Below are 14571 nucleotides of genomic sequence, written 5' to 3' on the forward strand. Positions count from 1 at the left end.
TGATGTGAGGAGCCGTCATGACTGAAGCCGTCATCGTTTCGACCGCGCGTTCACCGATCGGCCGCGCCGGAAAGGGTTCGCTGGTCGATATGCGACCCGACGACCTGGCCGCCCAGATGGTGCGTGCCGCGCTGGACAAGGTGCCTGCGCTGGATCCGCGCGAGATCGACGACCTGATGATGGGCTGCGGGCAGCCCGGCGGCGAGGCCGGCTTCAACATCGGCCGCGCGGTGGCCATCGAGCTGGGCTACGACTTCCTGCCGGGCACGACCGTGAACCGGTACTGCTCGTCGTCGCTGCAGACCACGCGGATGGCGTTCCACGCGATCAAGGCCGGCGAGGGCAGCGCGTTCATTTCCGCTGGGGTGGAAACGGTTTCGCGGTTCCCGAAGGGCACGTCGGACGGCTGGCCGGATTCGCACAACCCGCTGTTCTCTGACGCCGAGCAGCGTTCCGCACAGGCCGCCGCGGGCGCCGACGAATGGCACGACCCCCGCGCAGACGGCGTGCTGCCGGATGTCTACATCGCGATGGGTCAGACGGCCGAGAACGTCGCGCTCTACACGGGTATCAGCCGCGAGGACCAGGACCACTGGGGTGTGCGGTCGCAGAACCGTGCCGAAGAAGCCATCAACAGCGGCTTCTTCGAGCGCGAGATCGTGCCGGTGAAGCTGCCAGACGGCTCGACGGTTTCGACGGACGACGGGCCGCGCGCGGGCACCACCTACGAGAAGATCAGCCAGCTCAAGCCGGTGTTCCGGCCGAACGGCACCGTGACGGCCGGCAACGCGTGTCCGCTGAACGACGGCGCCGCCGCGGTCGTGGTGATGAGCGACACGAAGGCTCGTGAACTGGGCCTGACGCCGTTGGCACGCATCGTCGCGACGGGCGTGTCCGGGCTGTCGCCGGAGATCATGGGCCTAGGCCCCATCGAGGCGACGCGCAAGGCGCTGGCGAATGCGGGCATGACGATCGACGACCTCGACCTGTACGAGATCAACGAAGCGTTCGCGGTGCAGGTGCTGGGGTCGGCTCGCGAGTTGGGCATGGACCTGGACAAGCTCAACGTGTCCGGCGGGGCGATCGCGCTGGGGCATCCGTTCGGTATGACGGGTGCGCGTATCACCGCCACGCTGCTGAACAACCTCCAGACACACGACAAGACGTTCGGTCTGGAGACGATGTGCGTCGGCGGCGGCCAGGGCATGGCGATGATCATCGAGCGACTGAGCTAGCTTTCGAGCGTTGACTCTGCGCCTATGGCGTAAATGTGCGAGCAGCCCACGCCCTCAGCGCAGAGTCAATGCATCCCAGGCTCGCTGTAGCCGTCGAATGATGTCGGCGGCTCGATGCCTGGCCACGACGCGAACGTGCGTCCAGCCAAGCTCGCGGAGATCCTCGAGACGACGGATGTCGTAGGCCCATTGGCCCGGGTCGGAGCGATGATGATCGCCGTCGTATTCGGCGGCGAGTTTGATGTCTTCCCAACCCATATCGAGGTAGTACCACCGAAGACCATCCGGGCTTAGCACGGGAATCTGCGTCCGTGGCCGCGGAAAGCCAGCCCGAATTACCAAGAGCCGCAACCATGTTTCCTTCGGAGATTCGGCCCCGGCATCACCGAGGTGCAGCACTGCTTCGAGCTGGCGCAGACCACGTGTATGTCGGTGGCGAAAAGCCAATTCTTCGACCGCCGAAAGTTTGAAGTCAGTCGCCTGACCCAACGCATCCAACCGAGCCACAGCAGTACCGATGCGGCCCCTGCGGCCGAGGTCGAATGCGGTGCGCTCGGGCGTAGTCACGCGAAGGCCATCGAGTCGTTGAATCTCGTTCTCCAGCAAGAGCTGGTCACGCGTGACCACGCCTCTAGGCACGCGTGCATTGCGCCAGATCAACTCGACGGGCGAGTTGTCGTCGATCCATTTCGCTCCATGAAGAGCCGACGCGGCCAATCCGGAAACGACCGCTTCTCGACGCGACCATAGATACGCCGCGAGGGTGCGCTGGCGAAGCGATGGCTCCACTCGATTGTCGAGATAGACGTTCGGCATGATCGCCCGGTAATAGCGGCGCAATTCGTATCGGTTGAGCGATCCCGACGCCAGCGCCTCGCTGCCGATAAACGGCTGTTGCCCCTCCCCCATGGCCGCAGACTGTCAGCGATTACCGACACCAAAAGTTGATTCTGCGTTCACGGCGCGAAACTGTGGATAACTCGCGCCCTCGGCGCAGAGTCAACGCAAATGAAAAAGCCCGGCACGTTTTCGTGCCGGGCTTTTTCGCGTGCAAGCTAGTCGCTGTTGAAGTAACTCAGCAGCCGCAGGATCTCGAGGTAAAGCCACACGAGCGTCACGGTCAGGCCGAGCGCGATACCCCACGCGGCCTTTTCCGGCGCGCCTGCGCGGATCGCCCTGTCGGCCTCGTCGAAGTCCGACAGGAAGAAGAACGCCGCCAGCCCGATCATCAAGAGCGAGAAGACGATCGCCAGCGGGCCACCGTCGCGCAGCGGTCCTGCGCTGTGGGTGAACAGCCCGATCACCAAGTTGACGAGCATCAGCGCCACGGCACCGAAGCCGGCCGCGACGAGGAATCGGGTGAGCTTCGGCGTCACGCGGATCGCGCCGGTCTTGTAGACGACGAGCATGCCGAAGAACACGCCAAACGTGCCCACGACGGCCTGGCTGATCAACGCACCGGCGCTGATGCCGGACACCATCAGATTCGCGACGACGTACGAGAACGCGCCAAGCACCAGGCCCTCGCACGCGGCGTAGCTCAGCACGATCGCCGGGTTGTCCTGCTTGCGCGCGAAGATCGCGACCAGGATGAGCACCGTGCCGCCGATGAGGCCCCCGAAGAGAAGCGGCGTAGCCAAAGCCAGGTTCTGTCCCACCAAGAAGTAGGCCGCGGCGGCCACCGCCGTCAGCACTGCCAGCGTGATGCCGGTCTTGGTGACGACATCGTCGACGGTCAGGGGCCGAGAAACCCCGGTCTGCCGCTGCTCTGGGTAGGCGCCTGCGTACGGATCGGCATTTACTGCCTGCGCCCCGTAGCCGGCGGCTCCGGTACCGAATTGCGCATATCCACCCTGCGTCTTAGGCAGGGATCGAAATACCGGGTTGCTGGACTCCCGCACCGTCGGTTCCTCTCCTAGTGCTGTGGTTCGACAAGTTGCGAACACACACTCAACGTTCACGACCCGCAGGCGGTTCCCGTCTTCGCGGGTCATTCACAGAAAACCTTAACCCGGGCAGCGGCTGCTCAGGGTGACGATCTACATTGCTTACTCGTGACGGAAAACGAGGATGTCCTAGTAACTGTCGAGAACGGCGTCGGCCTGATCACCCTCAACCGTCCGAAGGCGATCAATTCGCTGACCCACCCCATGGTCAGCGCGCTGTCGAGGGTGCTGACCGACTGGGAGCACGACGACGCCATCCGCGCCGTGGTGCTGTCGGGTGCCGGCGAGCGCGGCCTCTGCGCGGGCGGCGACATCGTGGTGATCTATCACAGCGCGCGCGCCGACGGCTCCGAGGCGCGGCAGTTCTGGTACGACGAGTATCTGCTCAACGCGCAGATCGGCAGCTTCGGCAAGCCCTATGTCGCGCTGATGGACGGCATCGTCATGGGTGGCGGTGTCGGGGTCAGCGCACACGGCAGCGTCCGCGTCGTCACCGACACCACCAGAATGGCCATGCCCGAAGTCGGCATCGGCTTCATCCCCGACGTCGGCGGAACATTCATCTTGTCGCGGGCGCCGGGATTGCTCGGTCACCACGCCGCGCTGACGGGCGCCCAGTTCGACGGCGCCGACGCGATCGCACTGGGTTTCGCCGACACTTTCGTTCCTCACGACAAACTCCAGGACTTCACGCAAACGCTCATCGCCGATGGCATCGACGCGGCAGTCGCCTCATACGCTCAAGAGCCGCCACCCAGTTCGCTTCTGGCACAGCAGGATTGGATCGACCACTGCTATGCCGGCGAAACCATGGAAGACATCGTCGCCGCCCTGCGGGGAGATGACGCCGGTCCCGCCAACGAGGCGGCCAACCTGATAGCAAGCCGCTCCCCCATCTCGGTGTCTGTCGCGCTCGAGGCCGTCCGCCGCGCCGCGAAGCTCGACACATTGGAAGATGTGCTGCGCCAGGAATATCGGACGTCGTGCGGTTCGCTGCGCTCGCATGATCTAGTGGAGGGCATCCGCGCCCAAGTCATCGACAAAGACCGCAACCCGCAATGGTCGCCTGCGTCGCTGGCGGCCGTCACCACCGCCGACGTCGAGGCGTATTTCGCGCCGGCCGATCGCGAACTGGAGTTCAAGAGATGAGCTACCGAAGACGACAACGAGTGAGGATCGCAGCGACGAAGGAGCGAGGACCGGAGCGAGGAGGAGTCGAGGCATGAGCTACGAGACGATCCTGGTCACCCGTGACGAGCGCGTCGCAACCATCACGCTGAACCGGCCCAAGGCGCTCAACGCGCTCAACAGCCAGGTGATGAACGAAGTCACCACGGCCGCAGCGGAATTGGACAACGACTCCGGCATCGGGGCGATCGTCATCACCGGCAACGAGAAGGCGTTCGCCGCGGGCGCCGACATCAAGGAAATGGCCAGCCTGTCGTTCGCCGACGTGTTCGCCGCGGACTTCTTTGCCCAATGGGCCGAGTTCGCCGCCACCCGTACACCCACCATCGCCGCGGTCGCCGGTTACGCACTCGGCGGCGGTTGTGAGCTGGCGATGATGTGCGACGTTCTCATCGCCGCTGACACCGCGAAATTCGGTCAGCCCGAAATCAAGCTCGGCGTGCTGCCGGGCATGGGTGGCTCGCAGCGGCTTACCCGCGCGATCGGCAAGGCCAAGGCCATGGACCTGATCCTGACCGGCCGCAACATGGACGCCGAAGAGGCCGAACGCGCCGGGCTGGTCTCACGTGTGGTGCCGGCGGACAAGCTGCTGGAGGAGGCCGCTGCGGTCGCCAAGACCATCGCGGGCATGTCGCTGTCGGCGTCGCGGATGGCCAAGGAGGCCGTGAACCGGGCGTTCGAGTCCACCCTGGCCGAGGGGCTGCTCTACGAGCGACGGCTGTTCCACTCCGCCTTCGCCACCGACGATCAGACCGAAGGCATGAACGCGTTCACCGAGAAGCGCCCCCCGAACTTCACGCACCGGTAAATTTCCGTCCGTGACGGACACGGCGGAGACCACCGAGGCAGCCCCTCCCGAGGCGGAACCCGCCAAGAATCCGTGGTGGGAGCGCCGTTACACGTTCACCGGGACGGCCATCGGACTGGTGTTCATCTGGCTCTCGCTGACGCCGTCGCTGCTGCCGCGCGGACCGCTCTTCCAAGGCATCGTCAGCGGCTCGGCAGGCGCGATCGGATACGGCCTCGGAGTCTTCGCGGTGTGGCTGGTGCGCTACATGCAATCGAAGGACACCAGTCCGCCCGCACCGCGGTGGGCGTGGATCGCCCTCGTCGTCGTCGGGATCATCGGTCAGATCCTGATGATCATCTACTTTCACGTGTGGCAGAACGAAGTACGCGATCTCAACGGCGTACCGCACATGGGCTTTTGGGACCACCCGCTGACCGCAGTGCTGTCAGTTGTCTTTCTGTTCGTCTTCGTCGAAATCGGTCAGCTCATCGGCAAGCTGGTGCGCTATCTGGTGCGCCAGCTCAATCGCTTTGCCCCGCCGCGGGTTTCGGCCTTTGTTGTGGTCGGGCTACTCATCGCGCTGACGATCGCGCTTCTCAACGGTGTCGTGGTGCGGTTCGCGATGAGCACGATCAACAAGACGTTCGCGGCCGCCAACGACGAGACCGATCCGAAATTTCCTGCGCCGACGTCGTCGCTGCGCTCCGGCGGTCCCCAATCGTTGGTCAGCTGGGAATCGCTCGGCCATCAGGGACGGGTGTTCGTCTCCGCCGGCCCGACGATCGAGAAACTCACCAAGTTCAACGGCACACCCGCGATCGAACCGATCCGCGCCTACGCGGGACTCCATTCCGCCGACGGCATCAAGGCGACGGCCAAGCTGGCCGCCGAGGAACTGGTGCGTGAAGGCGGCCTCAACCGCGCAGTCGTCGCCGTCGCCACCACGACCGGAACCGGTTGGATCAACGAAGCGGAGGCCTCCGCGCTGGAGTACATGTACAACGGCAACACCGCCATCGTCTCCATGCAGTACTCATTCCTGCCGAGCTGGCTGTCGTTCCTGGTGGACAAGGAGAACGCGCGCCAGGCCGGCCAGGCGCTGTTCGAAGCCGTCGACGCGTTGATCCGCGAGATGCCAGAAGCCAAGCGACCCAAGCTCGTCGTGTTCGGCGAAAGCCTCGGATCGTTCGGTGGCGAGGCGCCGTTCCTGGCGCTCAACAATCTCGTCGCCCGCACGGACGGCGCGCTGTTCTCCGGCCCGACGTTCAACAACACGATCTGGGAAGACCTCACCCGCAACCGCGACAAGGACTCTCCCGAGTGGTTGCCGATCTACGACAAGGGTGAGAACGTCCGCTTCGTCGCGCGCCCGGACAACCTCAACAGGCCGCCGGATCCCTGGAGCCACCCACGGGCCGTCTATCTACAGCACGCATCGGATCCGATTGCGTGGTGGAACGTCGATCTGCTGTTCTCCGAACCGGATTGGCTAAGAGAGCCGCGCGGATACGACCTGTCCGGGCGCATGCAGTGGATCCCCGTGGTGACGTTCCTTCAGGTGTCCGCCGACATGGCGGTGGCGGTCGACGTGCCCGACGGACACGGCCACGTCTACGTCAAAGACGTCGCAAACGGTTGGGCCGCAGTTCTGCAACCGCCGGGCTGGACACCGGAGAAGACAGAGAAGCTGCGGCCGTTGCTGTCCAACGACGAGAACGCCTAGAGGTTCGGCTACTAGGAGCGAGGACCCGCGGCGATGCACCCGCCGCGCGCTTGGCCGCAGCGATCTCAGTCCACGTGATCTCAGGTCACGACTCAGCGAGATCCATTTCGGCGGGGCTAGCGCCGCTGATCGGTTGGGAGATGAAGCTGCGGGTGGTGAGCGGTCCGCCGAATTGTTGCAGCAGTCCGCCCTGATCGTTGCGGCCGAGGTCGATCGGCTGGAAGCCCAATTTGTCGATCAGCTCGGCGATTTCGGCGTTCGCGTCGGGCTGGTTTCCCGAGACGAACAGCACTCGCCGGCCGCCACGGCCGTCGCTTGGAGCATGTGCCAGGACCTTCGCCCATGTGTGTCCGAAGGCCTTCACCACTCGGGCGTTCGTCGCCCACTCGGCCACCAGATCCGACGACGGGCGTCCGCCCAGATCAGCTGGCGAGAAGTCCGCGTAATCGATTGCATTGGTGGCGTCCACGATGATTCGGCCGCCCCAGTCGTCAACTTGTTCGACCAACCCCTTGACCGCTTCGAACGGAACGGCCAGTACGACGACGTCGGCGCGCAGGGCTTCCGACAACTCTGCAGGCTGGATCGACTGCCCCAGTTCCTCGACGAGGGGAGCGATCGCTTGCGGCCCCCTCGCAGTTGCCACCGAGACGGTGAGACCGCTGCGTGCGAACTGGCGCGCTACTGCGGAACCGATGTTGCCTGATCCGATGATCGCGTAACTCACCGAAAGTCCCCTTCTGTTGGAGAGCACCCGCGACCTATATCGCCGTAACGTCCGCGCGCACCATTTGTACGGGTCCGTATAGAACCATACCGGTCGGTTTCCGTGGTGTCGAAACGGCGACGGACTGCGCCAAAGTACTTAGACCAGAACGCCTTCCGCCTTCAACGCGTGATAGCCGCCGACGACGTCGGTAGCGCGGTGCAGTCCCAGATCGAGCAGCGCCGCAGCGGCCAGGCTCGACGTGTAACCCTCTGAGCACAGCACGACCCACTCGACGTCGTCGCCGACGGCCTGCGGCAGCCTTGCGTCGCTGGTCGGGTCGCACCGCCACTCCAGCACATTGCGTTCGATCACCAGGGCGCCGGGCACGTCACCCTCGCGATGGCGCTGCGCCTGCGGGCGAATGTCAACCAAGACGGCGCCGCGCTCCAAGGCCGCAGGTACTTCGTCAGCAGTGAGCCTGCGCAGGCGCGTGCGAGCGTCATCGAGCACGCGGTCGATCCGGCTGCTCATCATCCCTCCGGTACGTCAGTGAGCTCGGTGCGCTTGCGGCGCAGCGTCTTTCGCTCGGTTACTTCGTAATACGACATTGCAGTAAGGGGCGGTGAATATGCGTGCACCGACAGCGTGGGGGTGACGGGTACCGATAGATCGCGTGCCGGTGTCCACACGACGTCATGCACCCAACCGAGTGGAAACGCCGCTTGATCACCGGCGCGCAGCCGACGGCGGCGCAACGCGTCACCGTCCCAACGTGTTTCGCGTAGCGCGCCGGACACGACGGTCAACGCGCCCAGCGAGCCGCCGTGGTCGTGCAGTTCGGTCGAGCGGTCCGGAACCCAGCTGATCAGCCAGATGTCGAGTTCGTCGTCGCCGTGCAGCCGCGTGAACCAGCGATCGTTGCGTGGCGGGCCACCCGTCGGCAACAGGTGGTCGTAGCGGCCCGACAGCACATCGTCGGCGTAGCGGTCCGTTTCGTGCAAAAGGTCGGGCAGCCGCAGCCGGGTGGGCGAAGAGACAGCGGGGACGGCAGACGGCAACACGGCAGGTTGTGCGGAAACCATGCAAGCTCCAGAAAAAGGACGGACGGATCAAGGGTTGGCGGCTACCCGCAACAACACTCCTGAAGTCCGGTCCTTTGGATCACGGCCGCCAGTGTTGCATAGATTGGGCGGCATGCGCAGATACCCTCAACGAGCCGCGCTGTGCATCGCAGTGGCCACGCTGGCGCTCGCGGGATGCTCGGGCGGCGAAGAGAAGCCCGCCCAATCCACGCAGACGCGGACCAGTGAACTGCCCCCGCTTCCGCCCGAGCCGGCGAAACCGGGTGCGGTCGAGGTATCGCCCGGCGGCGTGACCACCAAGGTCGACGTCCCTGCCGACGCCACAGAAGAGCAGTACGGCCAGGCCTGCCACGCCGCGAAGGTGTGGATGGACGGCCAGCAGGTCGATCCGAAGACGCTCGTCGAGCCGTACTTGAAGATCATTCAGGCGCCCGATTTCACCGGACCCGGCAACTTCAACACCCCGTGGGCTCAGCTGACACCGGCGCAGCAGGCCGGCGCGATCATGGCCGTCGAGGGGGCCGCCAACGCCGAATGCGGCTGACGGCGGGAATTCAAATCACGGGTGTAACTAATTCGGCCGTTGGGGCGCGACGGGTCCGCCGCGCAACAATGGACTCATGGCTGGCAAGCGGGTAGCGCTGGCCCTGGGTAGCGGCGGGGCCCGCGGGTACGCGCACATCGGGGTGATCCACGAACTGCAGGATCGCGGGTACGAGATCGTCGGCATTGCCGGCTCGTCGATGGGCGCGCTCGTCGGCGGCCTGCAGGCGGCGGGCAAGCTCGACGATTTCGCGGAGTGGGCCAAGTCGCTGACGCAGACGGCGGTGCTTCGGCTGCTGGACCCGTCGATCACCGCCGCAGGCGTACTGCGCGCCGCCAAGATCCTCGACGCGGTCCGCGACATCCTCGGCGAGGTCACCATCGAGGAACTGCCGATCCCCTACACCTCGGTGGCGACGGACCTGATCTCGGGCAAGTCGGTGTGGCTGCAGCGAGGCCCGGTTGACGCGGCGATCCGGGCGTCGATCGCGATCCCCGGCGTCATCACGCCGCATGTCCTCGACGGGCGGTTACTGGCCGACGGCGGCATCCTCGACCCGCTGCCGATGGCGCCGATCGCCGCGGTCGCCGCCGACCTGACCATCGCGGTCAGCCTCGCCGGAAGCGAGGCCGCCGGCGGTCGAGAAGCCGATGACGAGCCGAGGGCGACCACCGAATGGTTGACGCGCATGTGGCGCAGCACGACAGCATTGTTCGACACCCGCTCCGGCGGCGGTCCTGACGGCGGCAGCAGCGACGACGAACTCGTCGACGCCACCAAGGAGGTGACGGTGCCTAAGCTGCGCAGCTTCGAGGTGATGAACCGCACCATCGACATCGCGCAGGCCGCGCTGGCACGCCACACCCTCGCGGCCTACCCGCCGGACCTGCTCATCGAGGTGCCCCGTACCGCCTGCCGCAGCCTGGAGTTCCACCGTGCTTCCGAGGTCATCGACGTCGGCCGTGAGCTTGCATCGCAGGCGCTCGACGACTACCAGCACAAGGTGACCTCAGACCTGAGCCCTGGCTAGCCGCCAAGGAATTCGGCGACCGCGGCCGCCACTCTCCTGCCCTGTTCGCGACCGGCCAGTGCCGACGGCTTCCGGCACGCCGGGTCCAGAGGGTTGCGGCCGAACGCCGTGAGCGACTCGTCGTCGGCGAACACACCGAACGCGGCTCCGCCGAGCGCTGCGACCTCCTCGCCCGAGCCAGCGCCGAACGGCGACGGGGCCGAGGCACCCGACGGCACGAGCACCACGACGCGATCGCAATCGTCGGCGAGCGCGAGGTTCACAGTGCTGCCCACTCCGCCGTCCATGAATCGGCGGTCGCCGATCGTCACCGGCGGCCAGACACCCGGTACGGCGCAGCTGGCCGCCACCGCGTCGACCAGGCTGACGCCCGACGCCGGATCGAATACGACCAGCTCGCCAGTCGCGACGTCGATCGCGCTTATCCGCAGCGCCCGATCCGGCCAGTCGTGCGACGGCAGTCGCCGCGCGATCACGTCCCGCCGCACGTCTTCGCTCACGGTCTGTGTCGACAGCGCGGCCGCCCCGATCTTTCGGAGCTTGTCGGCCTTGCCGGCGCCGGGCGCCGTTACGGCCGCCATGAACAACTCGGCGATCTCGTCGATGCCGACGCCGGGGTGGATCTCCGCTGACGACTCTGTGATCTGCCGGTCGAACAGCGCATCGAGGCCGAGCCCGCTGCCGAGCTGAGCGGCGACCGTCGAACCCGCGGACGTGCCGACAAGCACATCGGAATCCAGCAGCTCTTGCGCGGTCACCGGTGATTCGTCGGCGATGCCCCGCAGAATGCCGGTCTCCCACGCGATTCCCGCCAACCCGCCACCCGCGAGCACCAACGCTCGTTTCGTCGTCACCGCAGCGATCCTGCCAGGCCGCCGTTAGGGTTTGCTCATGCGTACCGCCGGGCCGTTCGCCGCCGTCGTCGCGGTGCTGATCGGATTCGCACCTTCTGCATTCGCCGAGCCGCCCGCGCCGCCGGCGCCGATCATCCCGCCGCCGGTGCAGCCCGCCAACGTCGGCGACCTCAAAACCGAAGCAACGCAGTACTACGACAGCGGTGCCTATCTGACCGATCTGCAACTTGCGACGGCCCCTGCAATCCCATGGATCGACGACGAGGCGCCGCGGGTGCAGCGACCGGCCGTCGTTTTCGACATCGACGAGACGGCGTTGTCCAACTGGGAAGCCATTCAGGCCAACGACTTTAGCCGTGTCATCGACGGTTCATGCGACAAGCTACCGCAAGGACCCTGCGGTTGGCTGGCGTGGGATCTGCGGGCGCAGTCGACGATGATCCAGCCGACGATGGACGTTTTCAACACCGCAAAGGACGACGGGGCGGCGATCTTCTTCATCACCGGGCGCGACGAGCGTCAGCGCGAGGCGACCGTACGAAACCTGGAGGCCGTCGGCTACACCGGGTACACCCGGCTGATCATGGAACCAATTGGTGCGCATTATGTTTCGGCCGCCGACTTCAAGGCGCCGCAGCGGGCCGAAATCGAGCAGCAGGGTTACACGATCATCGCCAATCTCGGCGACCAGGGCTCGGATCTGGCGGGCGGATTCTCGGAGCAGACCTATCAGTTGCCCAACCCGTTCTATCGCATTCCGTGATCATGCGACCGAGGCATGTTGCGATGCAGCGGCTTTCGCGGTCAGGTCGTCGTGGGTCAGTTGATGCTTGGGCGGGTCGGGGAACGCGATTCGCCGCTTGATTTGCAGCTGGGCGTCGACATGCACCAGCTCGCCCGGGGCAAGCAGCTGCCAGTCGTCGTCATCCATCGGCTCGCTGGCGAACAGCACCGACGCGTCCGACGTCAGATGTTCTGAATGCGCACAGATGCGGCGGGTTTCCATTCGCAGACGCCGGTCCTTGACCTCGCGTCGGTCGAGCATGTACAGCTCATGGGTTTCGGGGTAGCGCAACGCCCACATGTCGGTGGCGGTGCTGAGCAGGACGTTGACCGCGAAGATCGGTACGGTTTCGGCCAGCCAGCCGACCGCGTCGACGATCCCTGCGCTCACGTCGCCGTGATGCTGGCGTGTGGACGCGGTGATCAGCGCGAAGATCCGTTCGGAGTCGGTCTCGCCGAGCACCAGGTCGTCAACGCCGAGCTCACGCAGTCGCGCGTCGAGCACGTCGAGACCCGTCACGACGCCGTTGTGGGCGAAGATCCGCCCGTCTTGCAGAAAAGGATGCGTGTTGCGCAGTTCCAGCGCCGCGCTCGATGAGTAGCGCACATGCGCGATGAACGTCGTGCCGGTCAATTCGTGTGCTTCCGTGGCGAATTCGCAATCCTGCCACGCCGCCATGGGCTGCTTGTCGACGACGGGCTTACCATCGGCTTCGAACACACCGATTCCGGTCCCATCCGGGTTTTGCTTGCTCTGCTCGACGAGGTTGTCGGGCGCGTCAAGTAGCCAGAACGTCGCTGTCACCGCACGCTTGTCGGCGTGCAGCCCGAACAGGCGGCACATGGTCCGATGGTAGCGTGGCCGCGAAGGGAGCGAAATGGCTGAAACCATGCGGGCCGAGCGCTTTTACGCTGATTCCAAAACCATTGCGGTGGAAGATGTTCCGATACCCGAGCCTGGACCCGGCGAAGTTCTGGTCAAGGTCGCATTCTGCGGGATCTGCCATTCCGACCTCAGCCTGATCAACGGAACCTTCCCACCGCAGCAGCCGGTCGTGACGCAGGGCCACGAGGCGTCAGGCACCATCGCCAAGCTCGGACCCGGCGTCACCGGCTGGGAGGAAGGCGACCGGGTGATCGTGCCGGCGGGGCGGCCGTGCACGACATGCCCGAACTGTCGGCGGGGCGATCTCGCGAACTGTCTTCGCATTCAGCTGATGGCGTTCGCGTACGACGGGGCATGGGCGGAGTACACCGTCGCCCAGGCGATCGGCCTGACGCGCATCCCCGACAACGTCTCGATGGAGCAGGCTGCGATCCTCGCCGACGCGGTGTCCACACCGTTCGGCGCCGTGGTGCGCACTGGAAAGGTCGGCATCGGCGAGTCGGTCGGAGTGTGGGGCGTCGGCGGCGTAGGCACCCACATCGTGCAGCTGGCGCGACTGGTCGGAGCCGTGCCCGTGATCGCCGTCGACATCAACCCGGATGTGCTCGACCGAGCGCTGGAAGTCGGCGCCGACCACGCGTTCGACGCCCGCGACGAGCAGCTCCGCGACAAGATCGCCGACCTCACCGGCGGACGCAAGCTCGACGTCGCGTTCGACGCGGTCGGCCTCAAGTCGACGTTCGAGCAGGCGCTCGACTGCGTGCGAGTCGGCGGCCGCCTGGTCGCCGTGGGAATGAGCGACCAGACGCCCGCGGTTGGACCCACCGCCATGTTCGCTTTGTCGCAGAAGCATGTGCTGGGCCATCTCGGCTACCAGAACGTCGACATCGAAACGCTCGCCGCGTTGGTTTCCACCGGACGGCTGGACCTTTCGCGGTCGATCAGCGACATCGTTTCCCTGGAGGACGTCAAGGTGGGCATCGGGAAGCTCGAACATCAAGAGGGCAACCCGATCCGGATCCTGGTCAAACCGTGAGCGCGTTGAACGGACGGGTGGCCCTGGTCACCGGTGCGTCCGGCGGCATCGGAAAGGGCATCGCCCGTGCCCTCGCCGACGAGGGTGTGGACCTGTTCCTTGCCTACGGACGCCACAGCGACGATGCGGACGAGGCCGCCGCCTACGCGCGTGGACTGGGCCGACGGGTCGTCGTCGCATCCGCCGATCTGGCCGACCCGGCCTCACCTGCCCGACTCGTCGAACAGGCCAACCGCGAACTGGGCGGCGTCGACATTCTGGTAGCCAACGCAGGCACCGCGACGATAACCGATTGGCGGGACATCGATTTGGAGTCGTGGAACACCACGCTCGCGATCAACCTGACCGCTCCGTTCCTGCTCGCGCAGCAGGTGTTGCCCGCCATGGTCGAAAAGGGGTTCGGGCGAGTGTTGTTCATCTCGTCGATCGCCGGGCTGAACGGCGGCGTCGTCGGGGCGCATTACGCCGCAAGCAAAGCCGGCCTGCACGGTGTGACGCATCACCTGGCCCCGCGAGTGGCCGCCGACGGCGTGACGGTCAACGCGCTGGCGCCTGCGCTGATCGGCGACACGAAGATGTTTCCCGTCGACCCCGAGACCGCGTCCACTCCGCTGCCGATACCGGTCGGGCGGGCCGGCAGGCCTCAGGAGGTTGCGGACATGGCAATTGCCATGCTGCGCAACGGCTACCTGACCAACAAGGTGGTCACGCTCGACGGCGGCATCCTGCCACGGTGAAGGGCTCCGGGTCTTCCCCACTACTCGA

General features: G+C 65.7%; 16 protein-coding genes. 9 read left to right on the forward strand and 7 right to left on the reverse strand.

Going from position 1 to position 14571, the window contains the following annotated elements:
* Nucleotides 1-17 precede the first annotated feature (17 nt).
* Nucleotides 18-1235: an acetyl-CoA C-acetyltransferase gene (locus ACWW36_RS01815; RefSeq protein ID WP_456139909.1), complete on the forward strand. Its 1218-nt coding sequence runs from the start codon at nucleotides 18-20 to the stop codon at nucleotides 1233-1235.
* Between the two features lie 54 nt (nucleotides 1236-1289).
* Here ACWW36_RS01815 and ACWW36_RS01820 read toward each other — a convergent pair whose 3' ends face one another.
* Nucleotides 1290-2144, reverse strand: coding sequence for an endonuclease domain-containing protein (locus tag ACWW36_RS01820; protein WP_456139910.1), 855 nt, complete (start codon nucleotides 2142-2144; stop codon nucleotides 1290-1292).
* Nucleotides 2145-2290: 146 nt separating this feature from the next.
* On the reverse strand, nucleotides 2291-3136 hold the full coding sequence (locus ACWW36_RS01825) for a Bax inhibitor-1/YccA family protein (RefSeq protein WP_456139911.1): 846 nt from the start codon (nucleotides 3134-3136) through the stop codon (nucleotides 2291-2293).
* Nucleotides 3137-3289: 153 nt separating this feature from the next.
* Between ACWW36_RS01825 and ACWW36_RS01830 the strand changes: the two genes are divergently transcribed.
* The 3 genes from ACWW36_RS01830 to ACWW36_RS01840 all read left to right on the forward strand — a co-directional run bounded on the left by ACWW36_RS01830 (nucleotide 3290) and on the right by ACWW36_RS01840 (nucleotide 6882).
* The gene (locus tag ACWW36_RS01830) at nucleotides 3290-4330 is read left to right on the forward strand and encodes an enoyl-CoA hydratase/isomerase family protein (RefSeq protein WP_456139912.1); all 1041 of its coding nucleotides are present in this window, start codon (nucleotides 3290-3292) and stop codon (nucleotides 4328-4330) included.
* A 73-nt stretch (nucleotides 4331-4403) separates the two neighbouring features.
* Complete coding sequence (locus tag ACWW36_RS01835; protein ID WP_456139913.1) at nucleotides 4404-5177, forward strand: enoyl-CoA hydratase; 774 nt, start codon at nucleotides 4404-4406, stop codon at nucleotides 5175-5177.
* A 10-nt stretch (nucleotides 5178-5187) separates the two neighbouring features.
* Nucleotides 5188-6882, forward strand: a complete 1695-nt coding sequence (locus tag ACWW36_RS01840; RefSeq protein WP_456139914.1) for an alpha/beta hydrolase — start codon at nucleotides 5188-5190, stop codon at nucleotides 6880-6882.
* Nucleotides 6883-6967: 85 nt separating this feature from the next.
* Here ACWW36_RS01840 and ACWW36_RS01845 read toward each other — a convergent pair whose 3' ends face one another.
* From ACWW36_RS01845 to ACWW36_RS01855, 3 genes are all read right to left on the reverse strand, one after another.
* Nucleotides 6968-7609, reverse strand: coding sequence for an NADPH-dependent F420 reductase (locus tag ACWW36_RS01845; RefSeq protein WP_456139915.1), 642 nt, complete (start codon nucleotides 7607-7609; stop codon nucleotides 6968-6970).
* A gap of 138 nt (nucleotides 7610-7747) precedes the next feature.
* Nucleotides 7748-8122, reverse strand: coding sequence for a rhodanese-like domain-containing protein (locus ACWW36_RS01850; RefSeq protein ID WP_456139916.1), 375 nt, complete (start codon nucleotides 8120-8122; stop codon nucleotides 7748-7750).
* Nucleotides 8122-8673, reverse strand: coding sequence for a cysteine dioxygenase (locus ACWW36_RS01855; protein ID WP_456139917.1), 552 nt, complete (start codon nucleotides 8671-8673; stop codon nucleotides 8122-8124). The genes ACWW36_RS01850 and ACWW36_RS01855 overlap by 1 nt, the downstream gene beginning before the upstream one ends.
* A gap of 112 nt (nucleotides 8674-8785) precedes the next feature.
* Between ACWW36_RS01855 and ACWW36_RS01860 the strand changes: the two genes are divergently transcribed.
* Together ACWW36_RS01860 and ACWW36_RS01865 are read left to right on the forward strand one after the other, a co-directional pair.
* On the forward strand, nucleotides 8786-9217 hold the full coding sequence (locus ACWW36_RS01860) for a lipoprotein LpqV (RefSeq protein WP_456139918.1): 432 nt from the start codon (nucleotides 8786-8788) through the stop codon (nucleotides 9215-9217).
* A gap of 76 nt (nucleotides 9218-9293) precedes the next feature.
* Nucleotides 9294-10247, forward strand: coding sequence for a patatin-like phospholipase family protein (locus ACWW36_RS01865; protein ID WP_456139919.1), 954 nt, complete (start codon nucleotides 9294-9296; stop codon nucleotides 10245-10247).
* Here ACWW36_RS01865 and ACWW36_RS01870 read toward each other — a convergent pair.
* On the reverse strand, nucleotides 10244-11101 hold the full coding sequence (locus tag ACWW36_RS01870) for a patatin-like phospholipase family protein (protein ID WP_456139920.1): 858 nt from the start codon (nucleotides 11099-11101) through the stop codon (nucleotides 10244-10246). The two genes, ACWW36_RS01865 and ACWW36_RS01870, sit on opposite strands and share 4 nt — an antisense overlap.
* A gap of 37 nt (nucleotides 11102-11138) precedes the next feature.
* On the opposite strand from ACWW36_RS01870, the gene ACWW36_RS01875 reads away from it, so the two are divergent.
* A complete protein-coding gene (locus ACWW36_RS01875) occupies nucleotides 11139-11864 on the forward strand; it encodes an HAD family acid phosphatase (protein WP_456139921.1) in 726 nt (241 codons plus the stop codon).
* On the opposite strand, the gene ACWW36_RS01880 is transcribed toward ACWW36_RS01875, so the two are convergent.
* Nucleotides 11865-12728: a class II glutamine amidotransferase gene (locus tag ACWW36_RS01880; protein WP_456139922.1), complete on the reverse strand. Its 864-nt coding sequence runs from the start codon at nucleotides 12726-12728 to the stop codon at nucleotides 11865-11867. It lies immediately after the preceding gene.
* A gap of 34 nt (nucleotides 12729-12762) precedes the next feature.
* Between ACWW36_RS01880 and ACWW36_RS01885 the strand changes: the two genes are divergently transcribed.
* Entirely contained in the window at nucleotides 12763-13806 is a 1044-nt protein-coding gene (locus ACWW36_RS01885) for a zinc-binding dehydrogenase (protein ID WP_456139923.1), read from the forward strand.
* Nucleotides 13803-14543, forward strand: coding sequence for an SDR family NAD(P)-dependent oxidoreductase (locus ACWW36_RS01890; protein ID WP_456139924.1), 741 nt, complete (start codon nucleotides 13803-13805; stop codon nucleotides 14541-14543). The genes ACWW36_RS01885 and ACWW36_RS01890 overlap by 4 nt, the downstream gene beginning before the upstream one ends.
* Nucleotides 14544-14571: the final 28 nt, after the last annotated feature.

This window comes from Mycobacterium sp. MMS18-G62 (assembly GCF_053877835.1).